Origin of the sequence: Neorhizobium sp. AL 9.2.2 (assembly GCF_013317225.1) — a bacterium.
GTDB lineage: Bacteria > Pseudomonadota > Alphaproteobacteria > Rhizobiales > Rhizobiaceae > Neorhizobium > Neorhizobium soli.
In genome coordinates, this window is record NZ_JAALXU010000001.1 from 115,291 (window position 1) to 138,762 (window position 23,472).

Consider the following 23,472-nt stretch of genomic DNA (forward strand, 5'->3'; position numbering starts at 1 on the left):
AAAATCACACGCGCCGGAAAAGACGTCGTTCCAGCGTGTCGATCAGTGTCTGGGCGGCTTCGCTCAGGGACCCGCTGTTGTCGATCGTTACGACCGAATAGTCGCCATCGACAGTGAGGGAGCCGCGCTCGAGACGCCGCAGGATGTCCTCGCGGCACTCCCGTCCCCGCGCTTCGAGCCGCGCGGCGAGCACGTCGCGCGAGGCAATGACGTTGATGACCAGCATGGCCGGATACGCTGAGTGGAAGTGTGCAAGCGCCGAACGGGAGCCATTGGCGATGACCAGACGGCCATCTTCGACAGCATCGAGCGTATCCTTGGGAATGCCATAGGATAGCCCATGCGCATTCCAGGACACGGCAAAGCGTCCGGCTTTTTCCATCGCAGCGAACTCGTCCTCCGAGACGCCGTCGTGGTCCTCGCCGCCGGAAGCCGGGTCCCGGGTGATTGTGCGGCGGGCAAACACCACGTCGTCACGATCCGCAAAATGCCGCGCAGCCTCCGCCATCAGCGTGTCCTTGCCTGCACCGCTCGGTCCAACCACGACGACGATCACGCCGCTTTTGCCACTGTCGCTATCTGTCGGGCAGCCGTCCATCAGGCGACCCGCCGACCTTCGCGCCAAACGGCGCGCGCCACCGGCACACCCTCCGGACGATGGACCCGGACCAGATCGGCGCGCAGGCCGGTGGCGATCCGGCCGCGATCGTCGAGCCCGACGGTGCGGGCAGGCGTCGCACTCACCATGGCAATGGCCTTCGGAAGCGAAATGCTGTCGACGTCATCGGCCAGAATGAACGGCGCATAGAGCAGGCTGAGCGGCACGTAATCGGAGGAAAGCACGTCCAGCACGTCTTTCTCAGCCAGATCGCGGGCGGCAATATTGCCGGAATGCGACTTGCCGCGCACGATATTGGGGGCGCCCATCAAAACGCTCATACCGGCCTGATGCGAGGCCTTGGCGGCATCGAGACTGGTCGGGAATTCGGCGAGCTTCACACCGTTGCCGATCGCCTCGTCCACATGCGCAAGCGTCGCATCGTCATGGCTGGCAACCGTAATGCCGTTATCGGCGCAGACCTTCGCGATAGCGATGCGATGCGGCGTCGAATTGCGCTCGGACTCCTCGACGCGCTTGTCGATGAAGATCTTGAAGGCTTCGTCGGAAAGCCCGCGCTTCTTCTGGTAGTAGAAGATGTACTGGTCCATCGTCTGGAACTGGCGCTGGCCAGGGGCGTGATCCATCAGCGAAACGAGCCTGACAAAAGGGTCGTTGGCAAAATCGGCGAAGTGATCCAGCACATTGTCGGCCGAAACTTCGCAGCGAAGGTGGATAAGATGCTCGGACCGCAGGCGGCCCTGGCGCTCTGCCGCCTGGATGGCGTCTGCCATCGCCCGCATCTCGCCCTGCTCAAAGCCGCCGTCTTCGTCGGATCCCATCCGCAGGCAATCGAACACGGTGGTGATGCCGGAAGAAGCGATCTGAGCGTCATGCGCCTGGATCGCTGCCGTCGCATTCCAGCGCACGCCCGGACGGGGCGAATAGTGCTGTTCCAGATGGTCGGTATGCAGTTCGACAAGCCCGGGGATCAGATAATCGCCCTCGAAGTCCTCGCCGGTCTGTGCCGAACCCTCGGAAATGTCTGCAATCTTGCCGTCCCGGATCTGGATGGAGCCGGTCACGATGCTGTCCTCCAACACGATGCGGGCATTTGTGAATACGGTCTCGACGGTCATGGGGTCGTCTTTCTGATATCGGAGGCCGGCGCCAGGGGCAGCCAGCGGTGAACTGTAAAATCTGCGCCCCGCTCAGGCTCTATGAAGAGCGCAATTCCGTTGATGGAGAGCGGTGCATTGGTAAAATCTGTAAATCTGGTTTCAAGCGCCTTGCGCATGGACGGCGCCTGTTCGGGCGGAACCTGTCCGGTCAGCGTCATGTGAAAGCGGAACTCGTCCATGACGTATGGGTAGCCCCAGGCCAACAGGTTATCGCGGTGTTCGGGTGACAGGGTCTCCGGCTTGCGCCGGGCAATATCGGCATCGGAAAGCGGCGCCCGGAATGGCTCGAACTCTTCGACCACGCGGGCGGCAAAGGCCTGGAGTTCCGGATAGACCTGGTCCGGCACCAGCGCAAAGAAACGGCCGAGCTGGCCGATGATGGCATTCGGAATGTCGAAAGCCGGTGTCACCGCCGCAAACGCCTCGAACGCCTCGATCAGTTCGGCCTCGCTGCGTCCTTCGGCAAGCTCGAACGGTGCCTTCAGCGTCGCATGAAAGGCGTAGCGCCGCGGATCGGCCGTCAGCGCGTGCACATCCTCTTCGGAAATGCCCTCGACGACCGCTGTCTCGAAGCGCTCATCGTTGAAGGCATCGCGGCCGAGCCAACGGGAGGCGGTCTTCGTCAGCGGATGATCCGCTGCGGGCGAAAAGTAGAGAGCATATCGCAAGGCATGGTTCCGGAATCAGAAAGGAAGCGACGTCCCGAGACTAACCATCTGTGGCGCCTCGAGACAGCCTTCGGCTAAAAGATTTCCATGACAGAATGATGATGCGGCAACCTTTTAATGTGTCGGGCCACCGATCAAACGTGAGCGGATCGCGTTGGACACATTGTCGAACAGGAACACCACCATCAGGATCAAGAGAACCATGTAGGCAACCTTGTCCCAGTCGGCATTGGTGCCCATCGCTTCGAGCAGCTTGAGGCCGATGCCGCCCGCACCGACGGCGCCGATAACAGTCGCCGAACGGGTGTTCGATTCCCAGAAATACAGCGACTGCGAGATGAACACCGGCAGCACCTGCGGCACGACGCCGAAGCGGTTGACGATGACGGAGGGCGCGCCGACCGATTTAACACCCTCGCGCTGCTTGTCGTCGACATTCTCGACGGCCTCCGAATAGACCTTGCCGAGCGCACCCGCATCCGTGAAGAAGATCGCCGCGATACCGGGGATCGGTCCGGGGCCGAAGGAGCGGGTGAAGAACAACGCCCAGATCAGCATGTCGACGGAGCGCAGGAAGTCGAACAACCGCTTCATACCCCAGTTGGCGGCCCGGTTGCGGGTAATGTTGCGCGCCGCGATGAAGGCGAGCGGGAAGGCGAACAGCGTTCCAAGCAGCGTTCCGACAAAGGCCATGACCAGCGTCTGCAGCAGCTTCGACAGAATGTCCGCATGCTGCCAGACATTGTTGCCGAGGAAGTCGTCGCGCATGTAGCCGATGTTCGAGCGGGCCGGATCCAGCCGCTCTCCGATCGTTGCAAAGTGTGCAAGCTCGCCCCAGCTCTTGCCCCAGAATGCTGACTTGGTGTCGAACAGGAAGTTCGCCCATCCAAGGAAGCGACGCTGCACATAGACCTGCGCCGGACGGATTTCCGTCTGGCCCTCAAAGCCGTAATCGACCAGCACCTTGGCTCCATCTTGGCGGAGTGCCGCAGGCGCATCGGCTGGCGCCGTCGCTGCATTGCTGTCGATCATGACCGGATAGACCGTGCCGTTCAGATAGACATCAACCCGGCCTGGCGTCACATCGAGACGATCTGCATCACTGCCATAGGTCACCCGGTAGCCGCCGCCTTCGGTTGGCTTCAGCCAGGAAATGTCAGAACCTTCGGCATACTGTCCACGGCTCGACCACTGCGGCTTGACGGTGCCGTCGTCCTGGAACCGCAGGCGCGGCTGGGCACGCCATGAATACCAGTCCTGGAGATAGAGCGAGGCTCGGTCCCACTGGCCGTTCCTGAAGGCGGGACCCACATTGAAGGCGAAAAAGCAGGCAACCAGATAGGCGAGGATCAGTCCGGAGCCGATCACCAGACCGTAGCGCTGCAGGAACGACCGTTGAAACACCTGCGGATAGGTTTCGCGCAGGCGCTCTCTGTCAGATGCGTTGATGGCAGGTACCGATGGCATCAGGCTGCTCCCCTGCCAAGTTCGAAGGACTGCTGACCGATCAGCCGGCGGCGAAGCCAGGAGGAAAACTGGTCGATCGCAATGACGCTGACGAGCAGCAGGATGATGATCGCATAGGTCTTGGCCGCATGATCGCGACCGATCGCAAGCCGGAACACCTCGCCGATACCGCCGCCACCGACCGCACCGATAATGGTCGAGGCGCGCACGTTTACCTCGGCGCGTAGCAGCGTGTAGGATACGAAATTCGGAAGCACCTGAGGAACGATCGCGAAACGCACCCGCTCGACCCAGGATGCACCGGCGGCCCGCAAACCTTCATCCGGTTTCATGTCCGAATTCTCGACCACCTCGAAGAACAGCTTTCCGAGCGCGCCGATCGTGTGGACGGTGATCGCGATGATCGCCGCGATCGGCCCGATCGACAGGATCGCCGTCAGAAGTCCGGCAATGACGATTTCCGGAAAGGCACGCAGGATTTCCATGATGCGGCGAACGACGAAACGCACAGGCCCGGCGCCGACAAGATTGGTGGAGGCGAAGAAGCAAAGCACAAAGGCGATGGCGGAACCGATGATCGTCGAAACCAGCGCGATGTTGATGGTAATGATCAGCTGGTAGAAGAAATTCGGGATGTAGAACGTGTCGGTAATATAGTGGCGATCGGCCGTGTAGTCGTATTTCAGCGAGCCGTCGGCGTAAGGGGAGGGAAGGTCGAACATCGCCCGGATGATTTCCATCGGGCTATCAGGCACGAAGCTGCGAATGAAATCGAACATATAGGGCAGGCGTTCGAAGAACTTGCCCGCATTGGCGTCATTGGCGAATTTTAGCGAGGCGAACAGCACGACCAGAAACACGCCAATCGTAACAGCGGTATAGACGCGGCGGGTTCGCAGCTGCTGCCGGTAATGCTGCATCATCAGGGATGCCGCCGGCCCCAGTCTGCTAGCGGGGTCCCCGCCGAGATTTCCGGTCGTCTGTTTGCTGATCGTCGCCATGCCGTGTCTCTCGTTGCAGAACGGCGGCACCTTCTGCAGATGCCGCCGCCAGGTCTTTTTCAGGGATGATCAGCCGCCGATAACGGACTTACGGGCGTCGACGATCGTCTGGTAGAAGGCCGGATTGACTTCGATGTAGTCCTTGTTCTTGCCCTGGGTGAAGGACTGGAAGCAGGCGAGGTTCTTCTTCGGCAGTTCCATGAAGAAGGCCTTGACCTTGGCCTTCATGTCGGCCGGAACCTTGTTGGAGACCATCAGCGGACCGTTCGGGATCAGTGGCGACTTCCAGACCTGGACGATATCGTCCATGTCGAGGTTACCCTTGGCGACCATCTGGTGCAGGTTGCCGCCGCTATAACCTTCTTCCCACTTGCCAACGCCCGAACCGAACGTCGTGCCGGCATCGAACTTCTTGTCGAGGACGGCGAGAACCAGATTCTCGTGGCCGCCGCCGAAGCCGGTTTCGGAGAAATACTGCTTGACCGGCATGCCGATTTCCTTCGGCAGCGCGACGTTCGGGACGAGATAGCCCGAGGTCGAATCCGGATCGGCGAAGCCGATCTTCTTGCCCTTGAGGTCAGCCAGCGTCTTGATGCCGCTGTCCTTGCGGGCAATCATGATCGAGTAGTAACCGCTGGAGCCGTCCGAACCCGTGTAGGTCAGGATCGGGTCGACAGCCTTGTCGTCCTTGAGCGCGATGGCTGCATAGGAAGCCGCACCCATCGAAGCAATGTCGATCGTGCCGCCGAGCAGGCCCTGGATAACGCCGTTATAGTTCGGCGACGGGAACAGCTTCACTTCGGATACGCCGGTCGCAGCCTTCAGGCCATCGGCAACGCACTGGGTGTTGCGGATCTGGTCGGCTTCGTTTTCCGAGCCGTCGAGACCGATGCGCAGAACCTTGACGTCCTGGGCAAGGGCGGAACCGGCGAGCAGGCTGAGCGTCGCGGCAGCAAGCATAGTTTTTCTGAACATGGTGATCTCCTGTTTCCGGATCATCCGGAGTTGGGTCGTGAAGCAACGCGCCCTTAACGTGGGCAGACGATCTGGATGCGGCTCAGGCCCTGGCGCTTGCCAGGCTGCCTATTCCGGCCGATTGCTTGCCCGCAGCCGCAGGGGCCACGGGATTGTTGATGCTGGTCGAGGTCATCGTCTCGTCGATGCCGGCACCGTCGCGGTCCGATCCGTAGATCTCGCTGACGGCCTGCGCGTTCAGCTGCGACGGCGTGCCGTCGAAGACGACGCGGCCGCCTGCCATCCCGATGATCCGCTCGCAATAGGCGCGCGCCGTATCGAGCGTGTGCAGGTTGGTGATGACGGTAATGCCCTCGCGCTCGTTGATGTCGCGCAGCGCGTCCATCACGATCTTGGCGTTGAGCGGGTCGAGAGAGGCGATCGGCTCATCGGCCAGAAGCATTTTCGGCGCCTGCATGAGGGCGCGGGCGATGGCGACGCGCTGCTGCTGACCGCCAGAAAGCGTGCCGGCGCGCTGCATGGCGGTCTGCTCGATACCGAGACGCTCGAGCGCGGCGATCGCAGCCATGCGCTCGTCGTCGGAGAAGATGTTGAGAAGGCTCATGATCGTGGATCGGTGGTTCAACCGGCCGAGCATCACGTTGGTCATGACGTCGAGGCGTGGCACGAGATTGAACTGCTGGAAGATCATCGCGCAATCGCGCTGCCAGTTGCGCAACCCGGCGCCCTTGAGAGCGGAAACCTCGAGATCGCCAAACCGAATGGAACCGGAGCTCGGCTCCTGCAAGCGGTTGATCATGCGCAGGAGGGTCGATTTGCCGGCGCCGGAGCGACCGATGACGCCGACCATCTGACCTTGAGGTATTTCCACGCTGACGGCGTTGACCGCGATATGATCGCCGAAACGTCGGGTGACATTCCTCAATTCAAACTTCATGTTTTTCAATCCGTCCCATTCCCTGGTGAGGATCGGATTAGACTTGGTTGATGAACCCTGAATGTCGGTTTTATGTAGGTTTTGTTACATGTTTGCCCGGCTTGAACGCCCTGCTATGCCGCATATTTCGCAAGGAAGGCCTCGGCAGAGAGGGCACGGAAATCGTCGAGTGCCGTGCGCAGCGTCTGGTGATCCCAGTCCCACCACGCGAGCCGGTCCATGCCGTCACCGACCTCCCTCGTGAACCGCTCCCGGATCAGCTTGGCCGGCACGCCGCCGACGATCGTGTAGGGGGCGACATCCTTCGACACCACGGCTCCGGCGCCGATAACCGCGCCGTTGCCCACGGTGACGCCCGGCAGCACGGTGGCACCATGGCCGATCCACACGTCATGGCCGATCGTCACCCGGTTGTCGCGGCGCCACTCGAAGAAGTCGGTGTCGTCTTCCGCGTCATCCCAATAGTTGGCGGCACGATAGGTGAAATGATGCAGCGTGGCGCGCCATGTGGGGTGGTTCGTGGCATTGATACGGACGGAAGCGGCGATGTTGACGAATTTGCCGATCGTCGCGCACCAGATGGAGCCATCCTGCATGATATACGAGTAGTCGCCGATCTCGGCTTCGTCGATGCGGCAGCGCTCGGAGATCTCAGTGTAGCGGCCGATCGTCGAGTTGCTGACGCTCGCCGTTTCATGAATGACGGGGTTGATACCGACCTTGGCACTCATGCGGCAACTGCCTTTCGGGGAGAAAACGCGCTGACATCGAGAATGCGGTCGGCAACGGCCTCGCGCACTTCCTCGTCGTGGAAGATGCCGAGCATCGCAACGCCCTCGGCTTTCTTGGCAGCGATCATCTCGATCACCACCCGCCGGTTGGTGGCGTCGAGCGATGCGGTCGGCTCGTCGAGAAGCAGGATACGGTGGCTGGTGATGAACCCGCGGGCAATGTTGACGCGCTGCTGCTCGCCGCCGGAAAAGGTGGCAGGCGGAAGCGACCAGAGTTCGTGCGGAAGGTTGAGCCTGGCGAGGAGTTCGACCGCTCTGTCCTTGGCTTCCGCCGCATCGATACCGCGGGCAACGAGCGGCTCTGCGACCACGTCGACGGCAGCCACACGCGGCACGGTGCGTAGGAACTGGCTGACGTAACCCATCGTATGCCGGCGAACCTCGATGATCGTGCGCGGATCCGCTGCCGCGATATCGACGATCTTCTCCTGGTGGTTCACCAGGATCTGGCCTGCATCGACGGCATAGTTGCCGTAGAGCATTTTCAGGATGGAGCTCTTGCCGATCCCCGAGGGTCCGCCGAGCACGACGCATTCGCCGCCGGCCACGGAGAAGTTTACGTCGTTGACGACCGGCAGCTTGATGCCGTCGCGCAGGTGCATGATGAAGCTTTTGGAGACTTCCGAGACGACGAGTGGAGTGGCCATCGGTCTGTCCTATACCTGGAGAATCGAGGAGACGAGCAACTGCGTGTAGGGCTCGCGGGGGTCGTCGAGGACACGGTCGGTGAGCCCCTGTTCGATCACATGACCGTCCTTCATCACCATCATCCGGTGCGAGAGAAGGCGGGCGACCGCGAGATCGTGAGTGACGACAATGGCCGAGAGACCGAGATCGTTGACAAGCCCGCGCACGAGGTCGAGCAGTCTTGCCTGCACCGAGACGTCGAGGCCGCCGGTCGGTTCATCCATGAACACGAGACGTGGGCCAGTCACGAGATTGCGGGCGATCTGCAGACGTTGTCGCATGCCGCCGGAAAAGGCGCGCGGTTGGTCGTCGATGCGGTCGGCGGAAATTTCCACGCGTCCCAGCCAGTCGGTCGCCGTTTCGCGGATCTTGCCGTAATGCCGATCACCGACCGCCATCAGCCGTTCGCCGACGTTCGCGCCCGCCGATACCGTCATGCGCAAACCGTCGGCCGGGTTCTGGTGAACGAAACCCCAGTCGGTGCGCATCAGGAAGCGCCGTTCGGCCTCGCTCATGTGATAGAGATCGCGAAAGTTGCCGTCGCGCATCCGGTATTCGACGCTGCCGGCGCTCGGCATCAACCGGGTCGACAGGCAATTGAGCAGCGTCGTCTTGCCGGAGCCTGATTCGCCGACGATGGCGAGCACTTCGCCCGGCCACAGATCGAAACTGACATCCTGGCAACCGATCCGGCTGCCATAGAATTTCGAAACGCCGCTGACTTTGAGAAGAGGATTGTCGCTCATTCCGCAGCCTCCTTGTTGGGGGCGAGCATCTCGCCGACATGGCCATGTTCGCGGCGGTCTTCGCAATGGTCCGTGTCCGAGCAGACGAACATCCGTCCGCCCTGGTCGTCGAGCACCACTTCGTCGAGATAAACGCCGTGTGCGCCGCAGAGTGCGCAATCCTGCTCGAATGTCTGGATCTCGAACGGGTGGTCCTCGAAATCCAGGCTGACCACTTCGGTATGCGGCGGAACCGCGTAGATCCGCTTTTCACGTCCGGCGCCGAACAGCTGCAGCGCATCGGACATGTGCATTTTCGGATTGTCGAATTTTGGGGTCGGCGAGGGGTCCATCACATAGCGACCGTCGACCTTGACCGGATAGGCATAGGTCTTGGAGATCCGGCCGTTATGCGCAATGTCCTCGTAAAGCTTCACATGCATCAGCCCGTATTCTTCGAGCGCGTGCATTTTCCGGGTCTCGGTCTCGCGCGGCTCGAGGAAACGCAGCGGTTCCGGGATCGGCACCTGATAGACCAGCACCTGGCCCTCGGTCAGCTTCTGCTCGGGAATGCGATGGCGCGTCTGGATGATCGTCGCGTCCTTCGTGTGGGTGGTTACCGCGACATTGGCGACCTTCTGGAAGAAGGCACGGATGGAGACCGCATTGGTCGTGTCATCGGCACCCTGGTCGATGACCTTCAGCACATCGTCCGGACCGATGATCGCGGCCGTCACCTGCACGCCGCCGGTACCCCAGCCATAGGGCATCGGCATTTCGCGCGAAGCAAACGGTACCTGATAGCCGGGTATAGCGATCGCTTTCAGGATCGCCCGGCGGATCATCCGTTTCGTGTGTTCGTCCAGATAGGCGAAATTGTAGGTGGCGAGATCGGCACTCATTCGGCAGCATCCTTCATCTCGGTATCGCCGTGGCGAGCGGCCTCAATCTCGGCGCGCATCTTGCGCACCATGGCAAGCTCCGCCTGGAAGTCGACGTAATGGGGCAATTTCAGGTGTTCGACGAAGCCGGTCGCCTGCACATTGTCGGAGTGCGAAATGACGAATTCTTCGTCCTGCGCCGGCGCCGTGATGTCTTCCCCGAGTTCTTCGGCGCGAAGCGCGCGATCCACCAGCGACATCGACATCGCCTTGCGCTCGCTCTGTCCGAACACGAGACCGTAGCCGCGGGTAAACTGCGGCGGTGCTATGGAGGAGCCCTTGAACTGGTTGATCATCTGGCACTCGGTCAGCTGGATGCGACCGAGCGAGACCGGGAAGCCGAGTTCCGGCATGTCCATTTCCACCTCCACCTCGCCGATCCGGATTTCGCCGACGAACGGGTGGTTGCGGCCATAGCCGCGCTGGGTCGAGTAGCCGAGCGCCAGCAGAAAGCCCTCGTCGCCGCGGGCGAGCGCCTGCAGCCTGAGGTCACGACCCATCGGAAATTCCAGCGGCTCGCGTGTCAGGTCTCCTGCCGCATGGTCATCGGGCAGGCCGCCGTCCGGCTCGATCAGTCCTTCGTGTGCGAGAATGTCGGAAACGCGCATGATCTCCTCGCCGGACGCCTCTTTGCGTGCAGGATCGGCGATCACTTCATCCGTCAGCAGCGAGGGATCGAGAAGCCGATGGGTGTAATCGAAGGTGGGACCAAGCAGCTGGCCGCCCGGCAGATCCTTGTAAGTTGCCGAGACGCGCCGCTCGACCTTCATGGCCGCGGTATCCACCGGAACGGAAGAGCCGAAGCGGGGCAGCGTAGTGCGGTAGGCGCGAAGCAGAAAGATCGCCTCGATCAGATCGCCACGCGACTGGCGCACGGCAAGCGCTGCCAGCGACCGATCATAGAGCGAGGCTTCCGCCATCACCCGATCGACGGCAAGGCCAAGCTGTTCGGCGATCTGCTCGATCGTGAGTGCGGGAAGCGCCCGGTCGCCGCGACGGCGGTCGGCAAGCAATGCGTGAGCGTTGGTAATGGCGGCCTCGCCACCCTTGACTGCAACATACATGGGTTTGATCTCCTTCGGCTTAGCCGGCAATCCGGGTGGTGCGCGGCAGGCACAGGAACTGCGCTCCGGCGGTGAGGATGACGTCGACTCCGCGGGGAAAGAGCGCCCTGTTGTCGTCCCAGAGCCTCTGAAACATATCCGGCAGTCCCGAGACTGCGACCGTCCTGGTGCCGAGGATCCCTGGTCCGGTCAGGCTCAGTTTTTCACCCTCGCCAAGAGCGGCGACTTCGAGGATCAGCGTCGTGGACCTGTCAGGGTATTCCTGGGTACCGGCGGCAAACAGGCCGAAGGAAGAGGGCGCTGTCCCGGCTTCGATAAAGGCAAAGCTGCTCTGCGCCTTCTCGCAGGTTATCGGTGCACCCGTATGGAAACCGATCCATTCCGGCATCGCAGACTTTGCAAGACCGTTGCTCAGCCAGACCGGGGTATCGTGATCGCAGAGCGTGAGCGCAATCGCGCCGGCAGCATTGCCGAGCGGTTCCGGCTGCCCGGCCTGAAGTTCGGTGCTGCTGATCGTTCCGGGCCGCGCCATTCCGTCCATCAGCGTTTTGAAAATGGTCTGGGACTGGAAGACCGGATCGGTGAACCCACCGGCGAGTGCTTGTGCATGAACGGCCATCAATCGTCTCCCCGAACCATTGTGAAGAAGTCGACGCGGGTTGCCGCGGTCTCTTCGGCGTTCTGTCTGTCCTCAGCGGCGATGCGGCTTTCCGTGGGTGAAAGAAGCGCCGTTTCGACGAAATTGCGCGTCTCTGCTTCCTGCCACAGGGCATCGAATATCGCAGACAGCCACGCCTTTTCCTTGTCGGTGCCGAGCGCCTGGGCATGGCCCGCCGTGCCGGAGGCAAGAAGGATCGTTGCGCGGGTGACTGTTGCTTCACCCAGATTGAAGGGCGAACCGCCGCCACCGATCCGGCCGCGAACCATCACCAGACCGGTTTCCGGTCCACGCACCGGCTTGACGGTTGGCTTTTCGGATAGCCCGTTCCACGCGGCCTTCAGTTCGTCGCACGAAGTCTGCGCCAGAAGTTCGATGCAGCGGCGCCGCTGTTCCGGTTCCGCCAGCGCCTTGTGATTTCCCGCAAGATCCATCGGTCATCTCCTAAATGTCTATTTATATAGACAACCATACAAATTACATGTACCAATAAAGGCGGCGTATAACAAGCGTGTGACAGGGGTACTGATCGGGTGATTGTTCAGAGGCAGAGCGGCGTCGCGTTGTGGCGGCAGATAGCCGACCGTATCCGCACGGCGATCGCAAACGGCGATTACGATGCGACCGGCAAGGTGCCGCCGGAGATCTCGCTGGCGGCGGAGTTCGGCGTGAACCGCCATACGGTGAGAAGCGCGCTGGCAGCGCTGGCGCAGGAGGGCATTGTGCGGGCCGTTCAGGGACGGGGAACGCTGATCGAGCGCAAGGAGCGGCTGAACTTCCCGATTTCCAGGCGAACCCGGTTCAGCGAGGGCATCGGTGATCAGGCGAAAGAAAAGGAAGGTCTGCTGCTGGCGGCGTCCGAGGAATCGGCGACACCGGACCTGGCGTCGCGCCTGCAGCTTGCGGTCGGCGCTGCCGTGATCCGGCTTGAAACCCTGCGCAAAGCGGATCGCCGTCCGGTATCACGGGCAACCGCCTGGTTCCCGGCCGATCGCTTTTCAGGGATCGCAGAGGCCTATCGCGAGAGCGGCTCCATAACCGCAGCCTTCGCGGCAATCGGCCTGACCGACTATCTCCGCGTCTCGACCGAGGTTACGGCGGTCCACGCCGAAAGCGGCGACCTTGCGGATCTGGAATTGTCGCCGGGGGCGATCATGCTGGTAACGCGTGCACTGAACGCAGATCCCGATGGCGTTCCCGTGCAATATGCGATCAGCCGCTTTCCGGCCGACATGGTGCAGTTCACAATCGAGAACTGACAAACGAAAACGCCGGCCCGCATTGTCCATGCGAGCCGGCGCGATCTTGAAGACTTGGCGCTTCTTAGTGGGCGGCCGACATGTCGCCCAGAACCTTCTTGGAAGCGACGGTCGAATCCGCGTTCAGCACGTAGACCATCGGCACACCGGTCGCGAGGTTGAGCTTGAGGATCTCTTCCTTGCTCAGACGATCAAGAACCATCACGAGCGAGCGCAGCGAATTGCCGTGGGCGGCAACGAGAACCTTTTCGCCGCGAAGCACGCGCGGCAGGATCTCGGTCATGTAATAGGGCCATACCCGGGCACCGGTGTCGCGCAGGCTCTCGCCGCCTGGCGGCGGGATGTCGTAGGAACGGCGCCAGATATGCACCTGTTCCTCGCCCCACTTGGCGCGCGCATCGTCCTTGTTGAGGCCGGAGAGATCGCCGTAGTCGCGCTCGTTCAGGGCCTGGTCGCGGATGGTTTCAAGGTCGGTCTGGCCGAGCTTGTCGAGCACGATCTTCAGCGTATCCTGGGCTCGCTTGAGGTCGGAGGTGAAGGCGATATCGAACTTGATGCCGGTATCGGCAAGCGCCTGGCCGCCGGTCTCGGCTTCCTGAATGCCGAGCGGAGTAAGCTCGGGATCCTTCCAGCCGGTGAAAAGGTTCTTCAGGTTCCAGTCGCTCTGGCCGTGGCGAACGAGGACGAGTGTACCGCTCATGAATTGAATTCCTCCGATAGTGTCAAGAAAGCCCGAGAACGTCGAGCATGGAATAGAAACCCGGCTTTTCGTCGCGCGCCCAGACGGCCGCAGTCACCGCGCCGCGCGCGAAGATCGAACGGTCGCGGGCACTGTGCGACAGCGTCACCAGCTCACCTTCGCCGGCAAGAATGACCGAATGATCGCCGACAACGGAGCCGCCGCGAAGCGTCGCAAAGCCGATCGTGCCGGCGGGGCGGGGGCCGGTATGGCCGTCGCGCACCCGAACCGATTGCGTGGCAAGATCGATGCCACGCCCGGCAGCCGCTGCCTCGCCAAGCAGCAGCGCGGTGCCGGATGGCGCATCCACCTTGTGCTTGTGGTGCATCTCGACGATTTCGATATCCCAGCCAATAGCAGGAAGCGCTTTCGCCGCATCGCGCGTCAGCACGCCGAGCAGATTGACGCCAAGGCTCATGTTGCCGGACTTCACGACCCGTGCATGCCGGGCGGCAGCCTCGAATTTTTCCTCGTGCTCCGGTCCGCAGCCGGTCGTGCCGATCACATGCACGATGCGCGCCTGTGCGGCGAGCCCGGCAAACGTCACGCTTGCTGCGGGTGCCGTGAAATCCAGAACGCCATCGGCGTCGAGAAACGCCTTCAGGGGATCGGTGGTGACGATGACGCCAAGCGGCCCGGTTCCGGCAAGATCACCGGCATCCTTGCCGACGAAAGCTGAGCCTTCCCGTTCGATTGCGGCATGAAGCGTGACGCCGTCGGTCTCGTGGATGATCCGGATCAGGGCCTGGCCCATACGGCCTGCCGCGCCAACCACTACAAGCTTCATGTCGTTTGCTGCCATGGGCGACGGGTTTCCTAGAGAGTTTACGAAAAATCTTTGACGGGCAGTTGCAGGTTGTTGAGGCGAGCGTAGAGCCCGTCCTTGCGCTGCGCAAGAACCTCATGCGTGCCTTCTTCCATCACCCGGCCTTCGTGCATCACGATGATCTTGTCAGCCTTGACGACGGTGGAAAGACGATGCGCGATGACGATGACGGTGCGTCCGCGCATGGCGGTATCAAGCGCCTTCTGAACGGCGGCCTCGGACTCGTTGTCGAGCGCAGACGTCGCTTCGTCGAGCAGCAGGATCGGCGCATTCCGCACCAGTGCGCGGGCAATCGAAAGCCGCTGCCGCTGGCCGCCGGAGAGGCTCATGCCGTTTTCGCCGACAGGCGTTTCATACCCGAGCGGCTGCGCCAGGATGAACTCGTGGGCATAGGCAAGTCTTGCCGCCTCTTCCACTTCGGCATCCGTCGCTTCCGGCCGGCCGTAGCGGATGTTGTCGCGGATGGTGCCTTCAAACAGGTAGGGCTGCTGCGAGACATAGGCGAGCTGATGGCGCAGCGACGACTTGGTGACCTCGGCAATGTTTTGCCCGTCGATCAGGATTGCGCCTTCCGCCGGGTCGTAGAAACGGGGAATGAGGCTGATGATCGTCGATTTTCCGGCGCCGGATGGACCGACAAGCGCCGTCGTCTGGCCACCTTCGGCCACAAGATCGACACCGCGCAGGATCGGGCTGCCACTGCCGTAGGAGAACACGACGTTCTTCAGTTCGACGCGCGCCTTGTCGACGACGAGGTCCTTGGCACCGGCCATTTCCCGCTGTGCCGGCTGCATATCGAGAAGGGCATAAATCATCTGCGCGTTGACGACGGCACGGTCGAGCTGCACCTGCAGCTTGGCCAGCCGTCGTGCCGGGTCATAGGCCATCAGCAGCGCGGTGACGAAGGCAAAGAAAGCGCCTGGAGGTACGTTGTCATAGATCGAGCGGAACGCCGCATAGGCCAGCACGCTGGAGATCGCAAAGCCGGCAAAGGTTTCCGTCAGCGGCGACGTGCGCTCCGACAGACGGGCGATACGGTTGGCGCGGCCTTCTGCCGCTTTGATGATGCGGCTCACCTTGCTGTCGAGTTCGCCTTCCATCGTGAAAGCTTTGACCACGGCGATGCCCTGGATGGTTTCCTGCATGGCGCCAAGCACGCGGCTGTTCTGTTCAACAGCCTCTCTTGTGGCGGCGCGAAGGCGTTTGGAAACGTAGCGTAGCGCATAGAGAAGCGGCGGTGCGACGGCAAAGACGATGAGCGACAGGACCCAGTCCTTCGTCACCATCACCCCGATCAGCGCGACCAGCGTCAGGAGATCGCGCGCCGTGGAGGTGACCGTCAGGTTGAGGACGTCACGAACGCCGTTGATGTTCTGGCTGATCTGGGCTGCAAGATGGGCGGATCGGGCTTCGGCAAAGAAGCCGACCGACAGCGACATCAGGTGCGAGTAGATCCGGCGCTGATAGCGGGCGACGATATTGTTGCCGATCTTCGACAGCGTCACGGCCTGGCCGTAGGTGGCAAAGCCGCGCAGCACGAAGGCGGCGAGGATCGATCCGCAGATCAGCCAGACGATATCCGCCCGCTTGTTGGCGAACGCCTCGTTGACGACCTTTTCCATGATCCACGCCGTGAAGGCTGTCGAAAGGGCGACCATCACCAGGCAGGATATTGCAAACGCGTAGGATCGCACGTGATCCCGGCCATTCTCGGCGATCACCCGCTTGAGCACGCTCACGATGGTGACGGAATCCACGTGGCGCTTCTTGTCTTTTGCGGCGTTCAATAGGGCGTTCCCGTTTCGGCGTCATGCCGGAGTATATTTCCGAAGGCGCTATTAAACGCTTGGGCAGGCTTTTGCCAGCCAATCGCGGGTGATTCCATCGCGCTGTTGCATTCGGGCACGTCGGCCCGGCGCAACTACCGCTGCCAGCAACGGCCTTCCAGCGCAATTCCGTAGGTCGCAGGCGAGCGCGCAAAGCTGGCGAGACCGGCAAGGGCCGCCTGCGGATGCGTGACGACAAAGGTCGGAATGGTCTTCATCAGCTCGTTGTGCGGCGCCTTGTCTTCGAACTCTTCACGAAACGCGGGCTTCGTCAATGCATCAAGGATCCGCGGCGAGATGCCGCCACCGAGGAAGACGCCGCCGCGTGCCATGAAGATGAGCGCGAGGTCACCGGCAAGGCGACCAAGATAGCGGACGAAAAGCTCGATCGTTTCGGCAGCCTGCGGGTTTTCGCCGGAAAGTCCCTGTTCGGTTACTTCGGGCGGAGCGTCCAGGCTCGGGGCGATGCCATCGGCAGTGCAGACGGCGTTGTAGATGTTGAGAAGACCGCGTCCGGAAATGATTTCCTCAGCGGACACCCGGCCGTCGATGCGACGCAGATGCGGGAAGATCTCGAAATCCCGCTTCGAACGCGGACCGATATCCACATGCCCACCTTCGCCGGGAACCGGGAACCAGGTGTTACGGGCATGGACAAGCCCTGCAACGCCGAGACCTGTCCCGGGACCCAAGACAACGCGCGAAGCCTCGGTCGCTTCAGTGATCGGACCGATCGGCTGGCGGTCGGCTGCAGTGAGCGAAGCGACGGCCAGTGCCTGGGCCTCGAAATCGTTGAGCACGAGAACCGTATCGAAGCCAAGTTCGCCGATCATCTTTTTCGGACGCACGATCCAGTCGCAATTGGTGAGGTCGATCTCGTCCCCGTCGATCGGGCCGGCGACCGCAAGGATCGCGCTGCGTGGCTTGTGCACGGAGTTCTTCAGAACGACATCGGCGATCGCATCGTCGATCGTTTCATAGTCTGCCGTCTGCACATGCGGGAACTGATCCGGCGCACTCGTTGCATCGACGAGAATGGAGAAGCGGGCATTGGTGCCGCCGATATCGCCGATCAGGATCGGGAAGGCGAATGTGTGCGGTTGCACTTCAGCCATGGCGAATTCTCTCCTCCTACTGGAAATCAACAAGCTTTTCGGCCGTGGCGCGGTTGAGCGCCATCGGGATATCGTAGACGGTCGCAAGCCGCGTCAGCGCCTTGACGTCGACGTCATGGGGAAGCGCGCTCAAAGGATCGATGAAGAAGATCAGCATGCCCACCTCGCCGGTTGCGATCATCGCGCCGATCTGCTGGTCACCGCCAAGCGGACCGCTTTTCAAACGGGTGACATCGAGATTGGGAGCGGCTTCAAGAACGCGGCCGCCGGTCGTGCCGGTCGCGACGATGCGAAACTTGGACAGCGCCGCCTGATGCCGGCGCGCGAATTCCGCCATCTCGTCCTTCTTCAGATCGTGGGCAATAAGCGCGATGCAGGGAAGCGTCGACATGGAATTCCTCTGCAAAGCCGTAGATCGGATTGCTGGCGATTGATGCTGGCCTTCTAGCCTGCCTCCGGCGGGAAGAAAAGATGGTCCCGACGGAATCCCGGTCAGCGCGAAGGACGCGGGCTTGGCAGCGGGACGTTGGAGCCCGGGCCGGGCATCTCGCCGCCCGTCATCGTATCCAGCCCGGTTGCCTCGGCAGGAAGCGGTACCGATGGCGAGTAGGCCATCCCACTGCCCTGGCCACCGCCTTGGAAAGTCGCGTCCTGCTCGGAGCGGGAGGGGGCGCTAAGAACCGCAGCGCAGGCCTTGGGAAGGTTGGACAGCATCACCTGGCGCGGCTTTACCGGCTTCTTGTTCGGATCCGCAGGCTTCGGCGGCGCCCATGGCTCCTTGGTAAACCACCAGGCGAGCGACTTGCTGTTGCAGTCGTCGGTGGAAGGCGTCGATGCCTGGCGTTCACAGCCTGCGGCACCCGGCGGACAGTTCATGCGGATATGGAAGTGTTCGTCATGGCCGTAAACCGGCCGCACCTTGCCAAGCAGGCTCCGGTCGCCGGTCCAGGTCTCGCACAGCTTCTTCTTGATTGCCGGATTGACGAAAACGCGCTGCACCTGCGGATAGCTGGCAGCCTGCATTACAAGACGGGCATGGGTCGGGCTCCAGCGGCGGCTGTCGACGGTCAGGAACTTGCTCTTGTCCAGCATCGAAGTGAACGGAATGTCTTCGCGCTGCGCCGGCGAAAGTGGCCGCTGCGGCTTCGGCGTGAACCAGATGTCGGCATCGAGCCCGATCTGGTGCGAGGCATGGCCGCTTGGCATCGGGCCGCCGCGCGGCATCGAGATGTCGCCCACCAGAATGCCCGTACCCCAGCCGAGACCGGCCGCATCGCGTGAGAACTGTTCCAGCAGGGAGATCATCGCCGGATTGCCCCAGCGGCGATTGCGCGAAAGGCGCATCGCCTGCCAGGTCGGCCCGTCCGTCGGCAAGGCCACGGCGCCGGACTGGCAGCCCTTGGCATAAAAGCCGAGCGGTTCGGCATCGCCTCGGTTGGGCAGTTTAACGGAACCGAACAGCTGTTTGGCGGTCCTTTCCTCCTGGGCGAACGTCGGTTCGGAAATCGCGCCGCAAAACAAAGCGGCAGCAGCCAGGCCCAGAATGGTCTTAGAAATCGGTCTCATGCACATCCGCCGCAAATCAAATCAGTCCTTCTTCTACCGTGAAATGCGATTTTGTTGAAATGGAGATCGCAACCGGTGCCGGATTTCGCGGATAAATCGCTTGTGACAGCGGCTGCCTGTCTTTTGCTGTTATTTGCCCTATGCTTCACTGCAACACGAATGACAAAGGGATGTTGCATGGGCTTGGCTTGGTGGAAGATGGGTTTTGTAACCGTGGCAGCCGTCGCGGTCATTGGCACATCCGTTGCGGCACAGGATGCAGGCACCAGGTGGCGGCATGGTGTCGCGCTGATGGGCGAACCGAAACTGCCTGCGGACTTTCCCAATTTCCCATACGTCAATCCGCAAGCACCCAAGGCCGGCACGCTCAATCTGTCGAGCGACGGCACCTACGACAGTTTCAACCCCGTTCTTGGCCTGCGCGGCCAGCCTGCGACCGGCCTGCCGATGGTGTTCGATACGCTGATGAAGCCAAGCGAAGACGAGGTTTCCACCTCTTACGGGTTGCTGGCCAAAAGCGTCAGCTATCCGGAGGACGTGGCATCGGCAACCTTCCGGCTTCGGGCCGAGGCAAAATGGTCGGACGGACAGCCGGTCACCCCCGAAGACGTCGTCTTTACGTTCGAGAGGATCAAGGAACTCAATCCGGTCCAGGCGGGCTATTACAACCACGTGACTGCTGCGGAAAAGACCGGGGACCGCGAGGTCACCTTCCGCTTCGACGAAAAGAACAACCGCGAACTGCCGTCGATTGTCGGTCAGCTGATGATCGTGCCGAAACATTGGTGGGAAGGTGCGAATGCCCAGGGGGTAAAGCGCGACATTGCCAAGACGACGTTGGAGCCGGTCGTCGGGTCCGGGCCCTACAAGCTCGCCAGCTACCAGGCGGGCTCAACCATCCGCTACGAATTGCGTGACGATTATTGGGGCAAGGCGCTGCCGGTCAATGTTGGTACCAACAATTTCCGTACGGTGAACTACACCTATTTCGCGGACCGCGACGTCGAATTCGAGGCCTTCCGTGGCGGCACCGTCGATTTCTGGCAGGAGAATCAGGCGACGCGCTGGGCGACGCGCTACGACTTCCCGGCCTTCAAGGAAGGCCGCGTCAAACGCGAGGAGCTGCCCAACCCGTTCCGCGCGACCGGCATCATGCAGGCATTGGTGCCCAACATGCGTCGCGACATGTTCAAGGACGAGCGTGTTCGCGAAGCGCTGAACCTTGCCTTCGACTTCGAGGAAATCAACCGCACCGTGATGTACGGTCAGTATGTCCGTCTAAACAGCTTCTTCTTCGGAACGGAACTCGCCTCCTCCGGCCTCCCGCAGGGCCGCGAGCTGGAAATCCTCAACGAGATGAAGGGCAAGGTCCCCGCAGACGTCTTCACCGCTCCATATGAGAACCCCGTAGCCGGCGATGCCCAGAAGGCGCGCGACAATCTGCGCAAGGCCGTCGGACTGCTCAAGGACGCAGGATGGGAACTGAAGGGCAACAGGTTGGTCAATGCCAAGACCGGGGCGCCGTTCTCGTTCGAGATCCTGCTCAGCAGCCCGCAGCTGGAACGCATCGTTCTGCCCTATACCCAGACCCTCAAGCGCATTGGCATCGATGCCCGAGTCCGCACGGTCGATCCTGCGCAATATACCAACCGGGCGCGCAGCTTCGATTACGACATGACCTGGAGCATCTGGGCGCAGACACTTAATCCCGGCAACGAGCAACTGTTCTACTGGGGCTCGAAATCCGCCGCGATGGAAGGAAGCCGCAACTATGCGGGTATCGCCGATCCGGCCATCGACAGCCTGATCAACAAGATCATCTTCGCCAAGGACAGGCCTGAACTGATCGCGACCACCCACGCTCTCGACCGCGTGCTTCTGGCGCACCACTATGTCGTGCCACTTTATTACATGATGGCGATGCGCATTGCTTACTGGGACAAGTTCGACAGGCCGCAGAACCTGCCGGAATACGGCATCGGCTTTCCGGATATCTGGTGGTCGAAAACCGCATCCAAGTGATGCGCGTCGGAAGGCTTGCGCCGTGCGACGCCACCTGTTCCAAATGACCCGATTGATTCGCACCTACGATGAGGATTGCCGTTTGACCCCTGCGCCGGATTTCGGTGATGCGAGAGCAGTCCCAGCAGACGTGCGAAGCGGACGTGCGTCCGGAGTTTTGTCCGGCATCGCGCCGCAGCCGAAAAGCAGGGTGCTCTGATGGGCGCCTATATTCTTCGTCGCCTGCTGCTGATGATCCCGACGCTGGTCGGTATCATGGCAATCTCCTTCCTTGTCGTGCAGTTCGCGCCCGGCGGGCCTGTCGAGCAGATCATTGCGCAGGTTCAGGGACAGGATAGCGGCGACCGCCTGTCCGGTGGTGGCGATATGATGGGCCAGGGCGGCGGTGGCGATGAATCGCGCTATCGCGGCGCCCAGGGGCTCGATCCGGAATTCATCAAGAAGCTCGAGCAGCAGTTCGGTTTCGACAAACCGCCACTGACCCGCTTTCTCGACATGATGTGGAACTACGCGCGCTTTGATTTCGGCGAAAGCTTCTTTCGCAACACGTCCGTGATCGACCTGATCATCGACAAGCTTCCGGTATCGATCTCGCTCGGGTTCTGGATCCTGATCGTGTCCTATCTGATCTCGATCCCGCTCGGCATTCGCAAGGCGGTCAAGGACGGCTCGACCTTTGATGTCTGGACGTCGGGCATCGTCATCGTCGGTTATGCGGTTCCGGGCTTCCTGTTCGGCATCCTGTTGATCGTGATGTTCGCGGGCGGTTCCTTCCTCGACTGGTTTCCCTTGCGCGGTCTCGTCTCTGATAATTTCGATCAGCTCACCTGGTGGCAGAAGATCATCGACTATTTCTGGCATCTGACCCTGCCGCTGATCGCGCTGTCGCTATCGGCCTTTGCCACGACGACGCTTCTGACCAAGAATTCCTTTATCGACGAGATTAAGAAACAGTATGTCACGACCGCGCGCGCAAAGGGTCTCAACGAGCGGCAGGTTCTCTATGGCCACGTCTTCCGCAACGCCATGCTGATCGTCATCGCCGGTTTCCCGAGCGCCTTTATCTCGGCCTTCTTTACCGGCTCACTGCTGATTGAGAACATCTTCTCGCTGGATGGGCTCGGCCGCCTCGGCTACCTCTCCATCATCAACCGCGATTATCCGATCGTGTTCGGCACGCTCTACATCTTCTCGCTGATGGGCCTTGTCGTCAGCCTGATCTCCGACCTCGTCTATACCTGGATCGATCCACGCATCGATTTCGAGCGGAGGGACGTGTGATGCAGACACCTGCCGTGACACCGTCCGAGGCAATCCCCGTCAAGCGCCCGCTGATGTCGCCGACCAATCGGCGACGGCTGGCCAATTTCCGTGCCAACAAGCGCGGCTTCTGGTCCTTCTGGATCTTCATGGTGTTGTTCGTTCTGGCGCTGTCCGCCGAGTTCATCGCCAACGACCGACCGATCATCGCGTCCTACAAGGGCGAGATACTCTATCCTGTGATGATCGATTATCCGGAAGAGAAATTCGGCGGCTTTCTCGCCACCACGGATTACCGCTCCGACTTCATCCAGCAGGAAATCGAGGCCAACGGCTGGATGATCTGGCCGCCGATCCGCTATTCCTATCAGACGGTGAATTCGCAGATCCCGCACTCGGCCCCCACGAAACCCTTCTGGTTGATGTCGGCAGATGAACGCTGCAAGGCGTATCCGCAGGGCACACAGGATCCCAATTGCAGCCTTGCCAACCTCAACTGGCTCGGCACGGATGACCAGGCGCGCGACGTGATGGCGCGGATGATCTACGGTTTCCGGCTCTCCGTCCTGTTCGGCCTGGCGCTCACCATCTGTTCGGCCGTCATCGGCGTGACGTCAGGTGCCATCCAGGGCTATTTCGGCGGCTGGGTCGATCTTCTGATGCAGCGCTTCATCGAAATCTGGTCGTCGATGCCGGTCCTCTATATCCTGCTGATCATCGCCGCCATTCTGCCGCCGGGCTTCTTCGTGCTGCTCGGCATCATGCTTTTATTCTCCTGGGTGGGCTTTGTCGGCGTCGTGCGGGCAGAATTCCTGCGCGCCCGCAATTTCGAATATGTCCGGGCTGCCCGCGCCTTGGGGGTCGGCAATGCCACGATCATGTATAGGCACCTTCTACCGAATGCGATGGTCGCGACCCTGACCTTCCTGCCCTTCATCCTGTCAGGCTCCATCGCAACACTGACCTCGCTCGACTTTCTGGGCTTGGGCATGCCTGCCGGATCGCCGTCGCTGGGTGAAATGATTGCCCAGGGCAAGAACAACCTCCAGGCGCCATGGCTCGGCCTCACGGCCTTCTTCACGATGTCGATCATGATGTCGCTGCTGATCTTCATTGGCGAGGCGGTGCGCGATGCCTTCGATCCGAGAAAGACGTTTGGGTGAAAC

The 23,472-nt window shown here is 61.4% G+C and carries 24 protein-coding genes; 4 read left to right on the top strand and 20 right to left on the bottom strand.

Features of this window, described 5'->3' with window-relative positions:
• Positions 1-4 precede the first annotated feature (4 nt).
• The 14 genes from phnN to phnG form a co-directional block, all read right to left on the bottom strand.
• The gene (gene phnN, locus G6K99_RS00575; protein ID WP_174195421.1) at positions 5-598 is read right to left on the bottom strand and encodes a phosphonate metabolism protein/1,5-bisphosphokinase (PRPP-forming) PhnN; all 594 of its coding nucleotides are present in this window, start codon (positions 596-598) and stop codon (positions 5-7) included.
• Positions 598-1,737: an alpha-D-ribose 1-methylphosphonate 5-triphosphate diphosphatase gene (locus G6K99_RS00580; RefSeq protein ID WP_174195422.1), complete on the bottom strand. Its 1,140-nt coding sequence runs from the start codon at positions 1,735-1,737 to the stop codon at positions 598-600. Before G6K99_RS00580 ends, phnN begins: the two co-directional genes overlap by 1 nt.
• A complete protein-coding gene (locus G6K99_RS00585; RefSeq protein ID WP_174195423.1) occupies positions 1,734-2,447 on the bottom strand; it encodes a DUF1045 domain-containing protein in 714 nt (237 codons plus the stop codon). Before G6K99_RS00585 ends, G6K99_RS00580 begins: the two co-directional genes overlap by 4 nt.
• Before the next feature lie 114 nt (positions 2,448-2,561).
• Positions 2,562-3,914 (bottom strand): phosphonate ABC transporter, permease protein PhnE, encoded by a 1,353-nt coding sequence (gene phnE, locus G6K99_RS00590; RefSeq protein ID WP_174195424.1) that lies wholly within the window; start codon positions 3,912-3,914, stop codon positions 2,562-2,564.
• Positions 3,914-4,834: a phosphonate ABC transporter, permease protein PhnE gene (gene phnE, locus G6K99_RS00595; RefSeq protein WP_174196013.1), complete on the bottom strand. Its 921-nt coding sequence runs from the start codon at positions 4,832-4,834 to the stop codon at positions 3,914-3,916. Before phnE (G6K99_RS00595) ends, phnE (G6K99_RS00590) begins: the two co-directional genes overlap by 1 nt.
• A 150-nt stretch (positions 4,835-4,984) precedes the next feature.
• Complete coding sequence (gene phnD, locus G6K99_RS00600) at positions 4,985-5,890, bottom strand: phosphonate ABC transporter substrate-binding protein (protein WP_174195425.1); 906 nt, start codon at positions 5,888-5,890, stop codon at positions 4,985-4,987.
• An 82-nt stretch (positions 5,891-5,972) separates the two neighbouring features.
• Complete coding sequence (gene phnC, locus G6K99_RS00605) at positions 5,973-6,827, bottom strand: phosphonate ABC transporter ATP-binding protein (protein WP_174195426.1); 855 nt, start codon at positions 6,825-6,827, stop codon at positions 5,973-5,975.
• A gap of 113 nt (positions 6,828-6,940) precedes the next feature.
• Complete coding sequence (locus G6K99_RS00610) at positions 6,941-7,558, bottom strand: DapH/DapD/GlmU-related protein (protein WP_174195427.1); 618 nt, start codon at positions 7,556-7,558, stop codon at positions 6,941-6,943.
• Positions 7,555-8,265: a phosphonate C-P lyase system protein PhnL gene (gene phnL, locus G6K99_RS00615; protein ID WP_174195428.1), complete on the bottom strand. Its 711-nt coding sequence runs from the start codon at positions 8,263-8,265 to the stop codon at positions 7,555-7,557. Before phnL ends, G6K99_RS00610 begins: the two co-directional genes overlap by 4 nt.
• Positions 8,266-8,274: 9 nt before the next feature.
• A complete protein-coding gene (phnK, locus tag G6K99_RS00620; RefSeq protein ID WP_062578633.1) occupies positions 8,275-9,051 on the bottom strand; it encodes a phosphonate C-P lyase system protein PhnK in 777 nt (258 codons plus the stop codon).
• The gene (locus G6K99_RS00625) at positions 9,048-9,932 is read right to left on the bottom strand and encodes an alpha-D-ribose 1-methylphosphonate 5-phosphate C-P-lyase PhnJ (RefSeq protein WP_174195429.1); all 885 of its coding nucleotides are present in this window, start codon (positions 9,930-9,932) and stop codon (positions 9,048-9,050) included. Before G6K99_RS00625 ends, phnK begins: the two co-directional genes overlap by 4 nt.
• The gene (locus G6K99_RS00630; protein WP_174195430.1) at positions 9,929-11,035 is read right to left on the bottom strand and encodes a carbon-phosphorus lyase complex subunit PhnI; all 1,107 of its coding nucleotides are present in this window, start codon (positions 11,033-11,035) and stop codon (positions 9,929-9,931) included. Before G6K99_RS00630 ends, G6K99_RS00625 begins: the two co-directional genes overlap by 4 nt.
• Before the next feature lie 19 nt (positions 11,036-11,054).
• Positions 11,055-11,654 carry a phosphonate C-P lyase system protein PhnH gene (phnH, locus tag G6K99_RS00635; RefSeq protein ID WP_174195431.1) on the bottom strand — a complete coding sequence of 200 codons (600 nt, stop codon included), beginning with the start codon at positions 11,652-11,654 and terminating at the stop codon, positions 11,055-11,057.
• Positions 11,654-12,127, bottom strand: coding sequence for a phosphonate C-P lyase system protein PhnG (gene phnG, locus G6K99_RS00640; RefSeq protein ID WP_062454156.1), 474 nt, complete (start codon positions 12,125-12,127; stop codon positions 11,654-11,656). The genes phnH and phnG overlap by 1 nt, the downstream gene beginning before the upstream one ends.
• 99 nt (positions 12,128-12,226) lie before the next feature.
• On the opposite strand from phnG, the gene phnF reads away from it, so the two are divergent.
• The gene (gene phnF / locus G6K99_RS00645; RefSeq protein ID WP_062578644.1) at positions 12,227-12,952 is read left to right on the top strand and encodes a phosphonate metabolism transcriptional regulator PhnF; all 726 of its coding nucleotides are present in this window, start codon (positions 12,227-12,229) and stop codon (positions 12,950-12,952) included.
• Positions 12,953-13,016: 64 nt separating this feature from the next.
• On the opposite strand, the gene G6K99_RS00650 is transcribed toward phnF, so the two are convergent.
• From G6K99_RS00650 to mepA, 6 genes are all read right to left on the bottom strand, one after another.
• Positions 13,017-13,652, bottom strand: a complete 636-nt coding sequence (locus tag G6K99_RS00650) for a 2,3-bisphosphoglycerate-dependent phosphoglycerate mutase (protein ID WP_062454154.1) — start codon at positions 13,650-13,652, stop codon at positions 13,017-13,019.
• A 22-nt stretch (positions 13,653-13,674) separates the two neighbouring features.
• A complete protein-coding gene (dapB, locus tag G6K99_RS00655) occupies positions 13,675-14,493 on the bottom strand; it encodes a 4-hydroxy-tetrahydrodipicolinate reductase (protein ID WP_113166891.1) in 819 nt (272 codons plus the stop codon).
• A gap of 23 nt (positions 14,494-14,516) precedes the next feature.
• Positions 14,517-16,304, bottom strand: a complete 1,788-nt coding sequence (locus G6K99_RS00660; protein WP_113166892.1) for an ABC transporter ATP-binding protein — start codon at positions 16,302-16,304, stop codon at positions 14,517-14,519.
• A 134-nt stretch (positions 16,305-16,438) separates the two neighbouring features.
• Complete coding sequence (locus G6K99_RS00665; RefSeq protein WP_174195432.1) at positions 16,439-17,458, bottom strand: glucokinase; 1,020 nt, start codon at positions 17,456-17,458, stop codon at positions 16,439-16,441.
• Between the two features lie 16 nt (positions 17,459-17,474).
• Positions 17,475-17,849, bottom strand: coding sequence for a methylglyoxal synthase (locus G6K99_RS00670; RefSeq protein ID WP_062454150.1), 375 nt, complete (start codon positions 17,847-17,849; stop codon positions 17,475-17,477).
• Between the two features lie 101 nt (positions 17,850-17,950).
• The gene (gene mepA / locus G6K99_RS00675) at positions 17,951-19,024 is read right to left on the bottom strand and encodes a penicillin-insensitive murein endopeptidase (protein WP_174195433.1); all 1,074 of its coding nucleotides are present in this window, start codon (positions 19,022-19,024) and stop codon (positions 17,951-17,953) included.
• 177 nt (positions 19,025-19,201) lie between these two features.
• On the opposite strand from mepA, the gene G6K99_RS00680 reads away from it, so the two are divergent.
• The 3 genes from G6K99_RS00680 to G6K99_RS00690 all read left to right on the top strand — a co-directional run bounded on the left by G6K99_RS00680 (position 19,202) and on the right by G6K99_RS00690 (position 23,469).
• Complete coding sequence (locus G6K99_RS00680; RefSeq protein WP_174195434.1) at positions 19,202-21,046, top strand: extracellular solute-binding protein; 1,845 nt, start codon at positions 19,202-19,204, stop codon at positions 21,044-21,046.
• Positions 21,047-21,244: 198 nt separating this feature from the next.
• Positions 21,245-22,327, top strand: coding sequence for a microcin C ABC transporter permease YejB (locus tag G6K99_RS00685; protein WP_113166896.1), 1,083 nt, complete (start codon positions 21,245-21,247; stop codon positions 22,325-22,327).
• Positions 22,327-23,469 carry an ABC transporter permease gene (locus tag G6K99_RS00690; RefSeq protein ID WP_174195435.1) on the top strand — a complete coding sequence of 381 codons (1,143 nt, stop codon included), beginning with the start codon at positions 22,327-22,329 and terminating at the stop codon, positions 23,467-23,469. Before G6K99_RS00685 ends, G6K99_RS00690 begins: the two co-directional genes overlap by 1 nt.
• Positions 23,470-23,472: the final 3 nt, after the last annotated feature.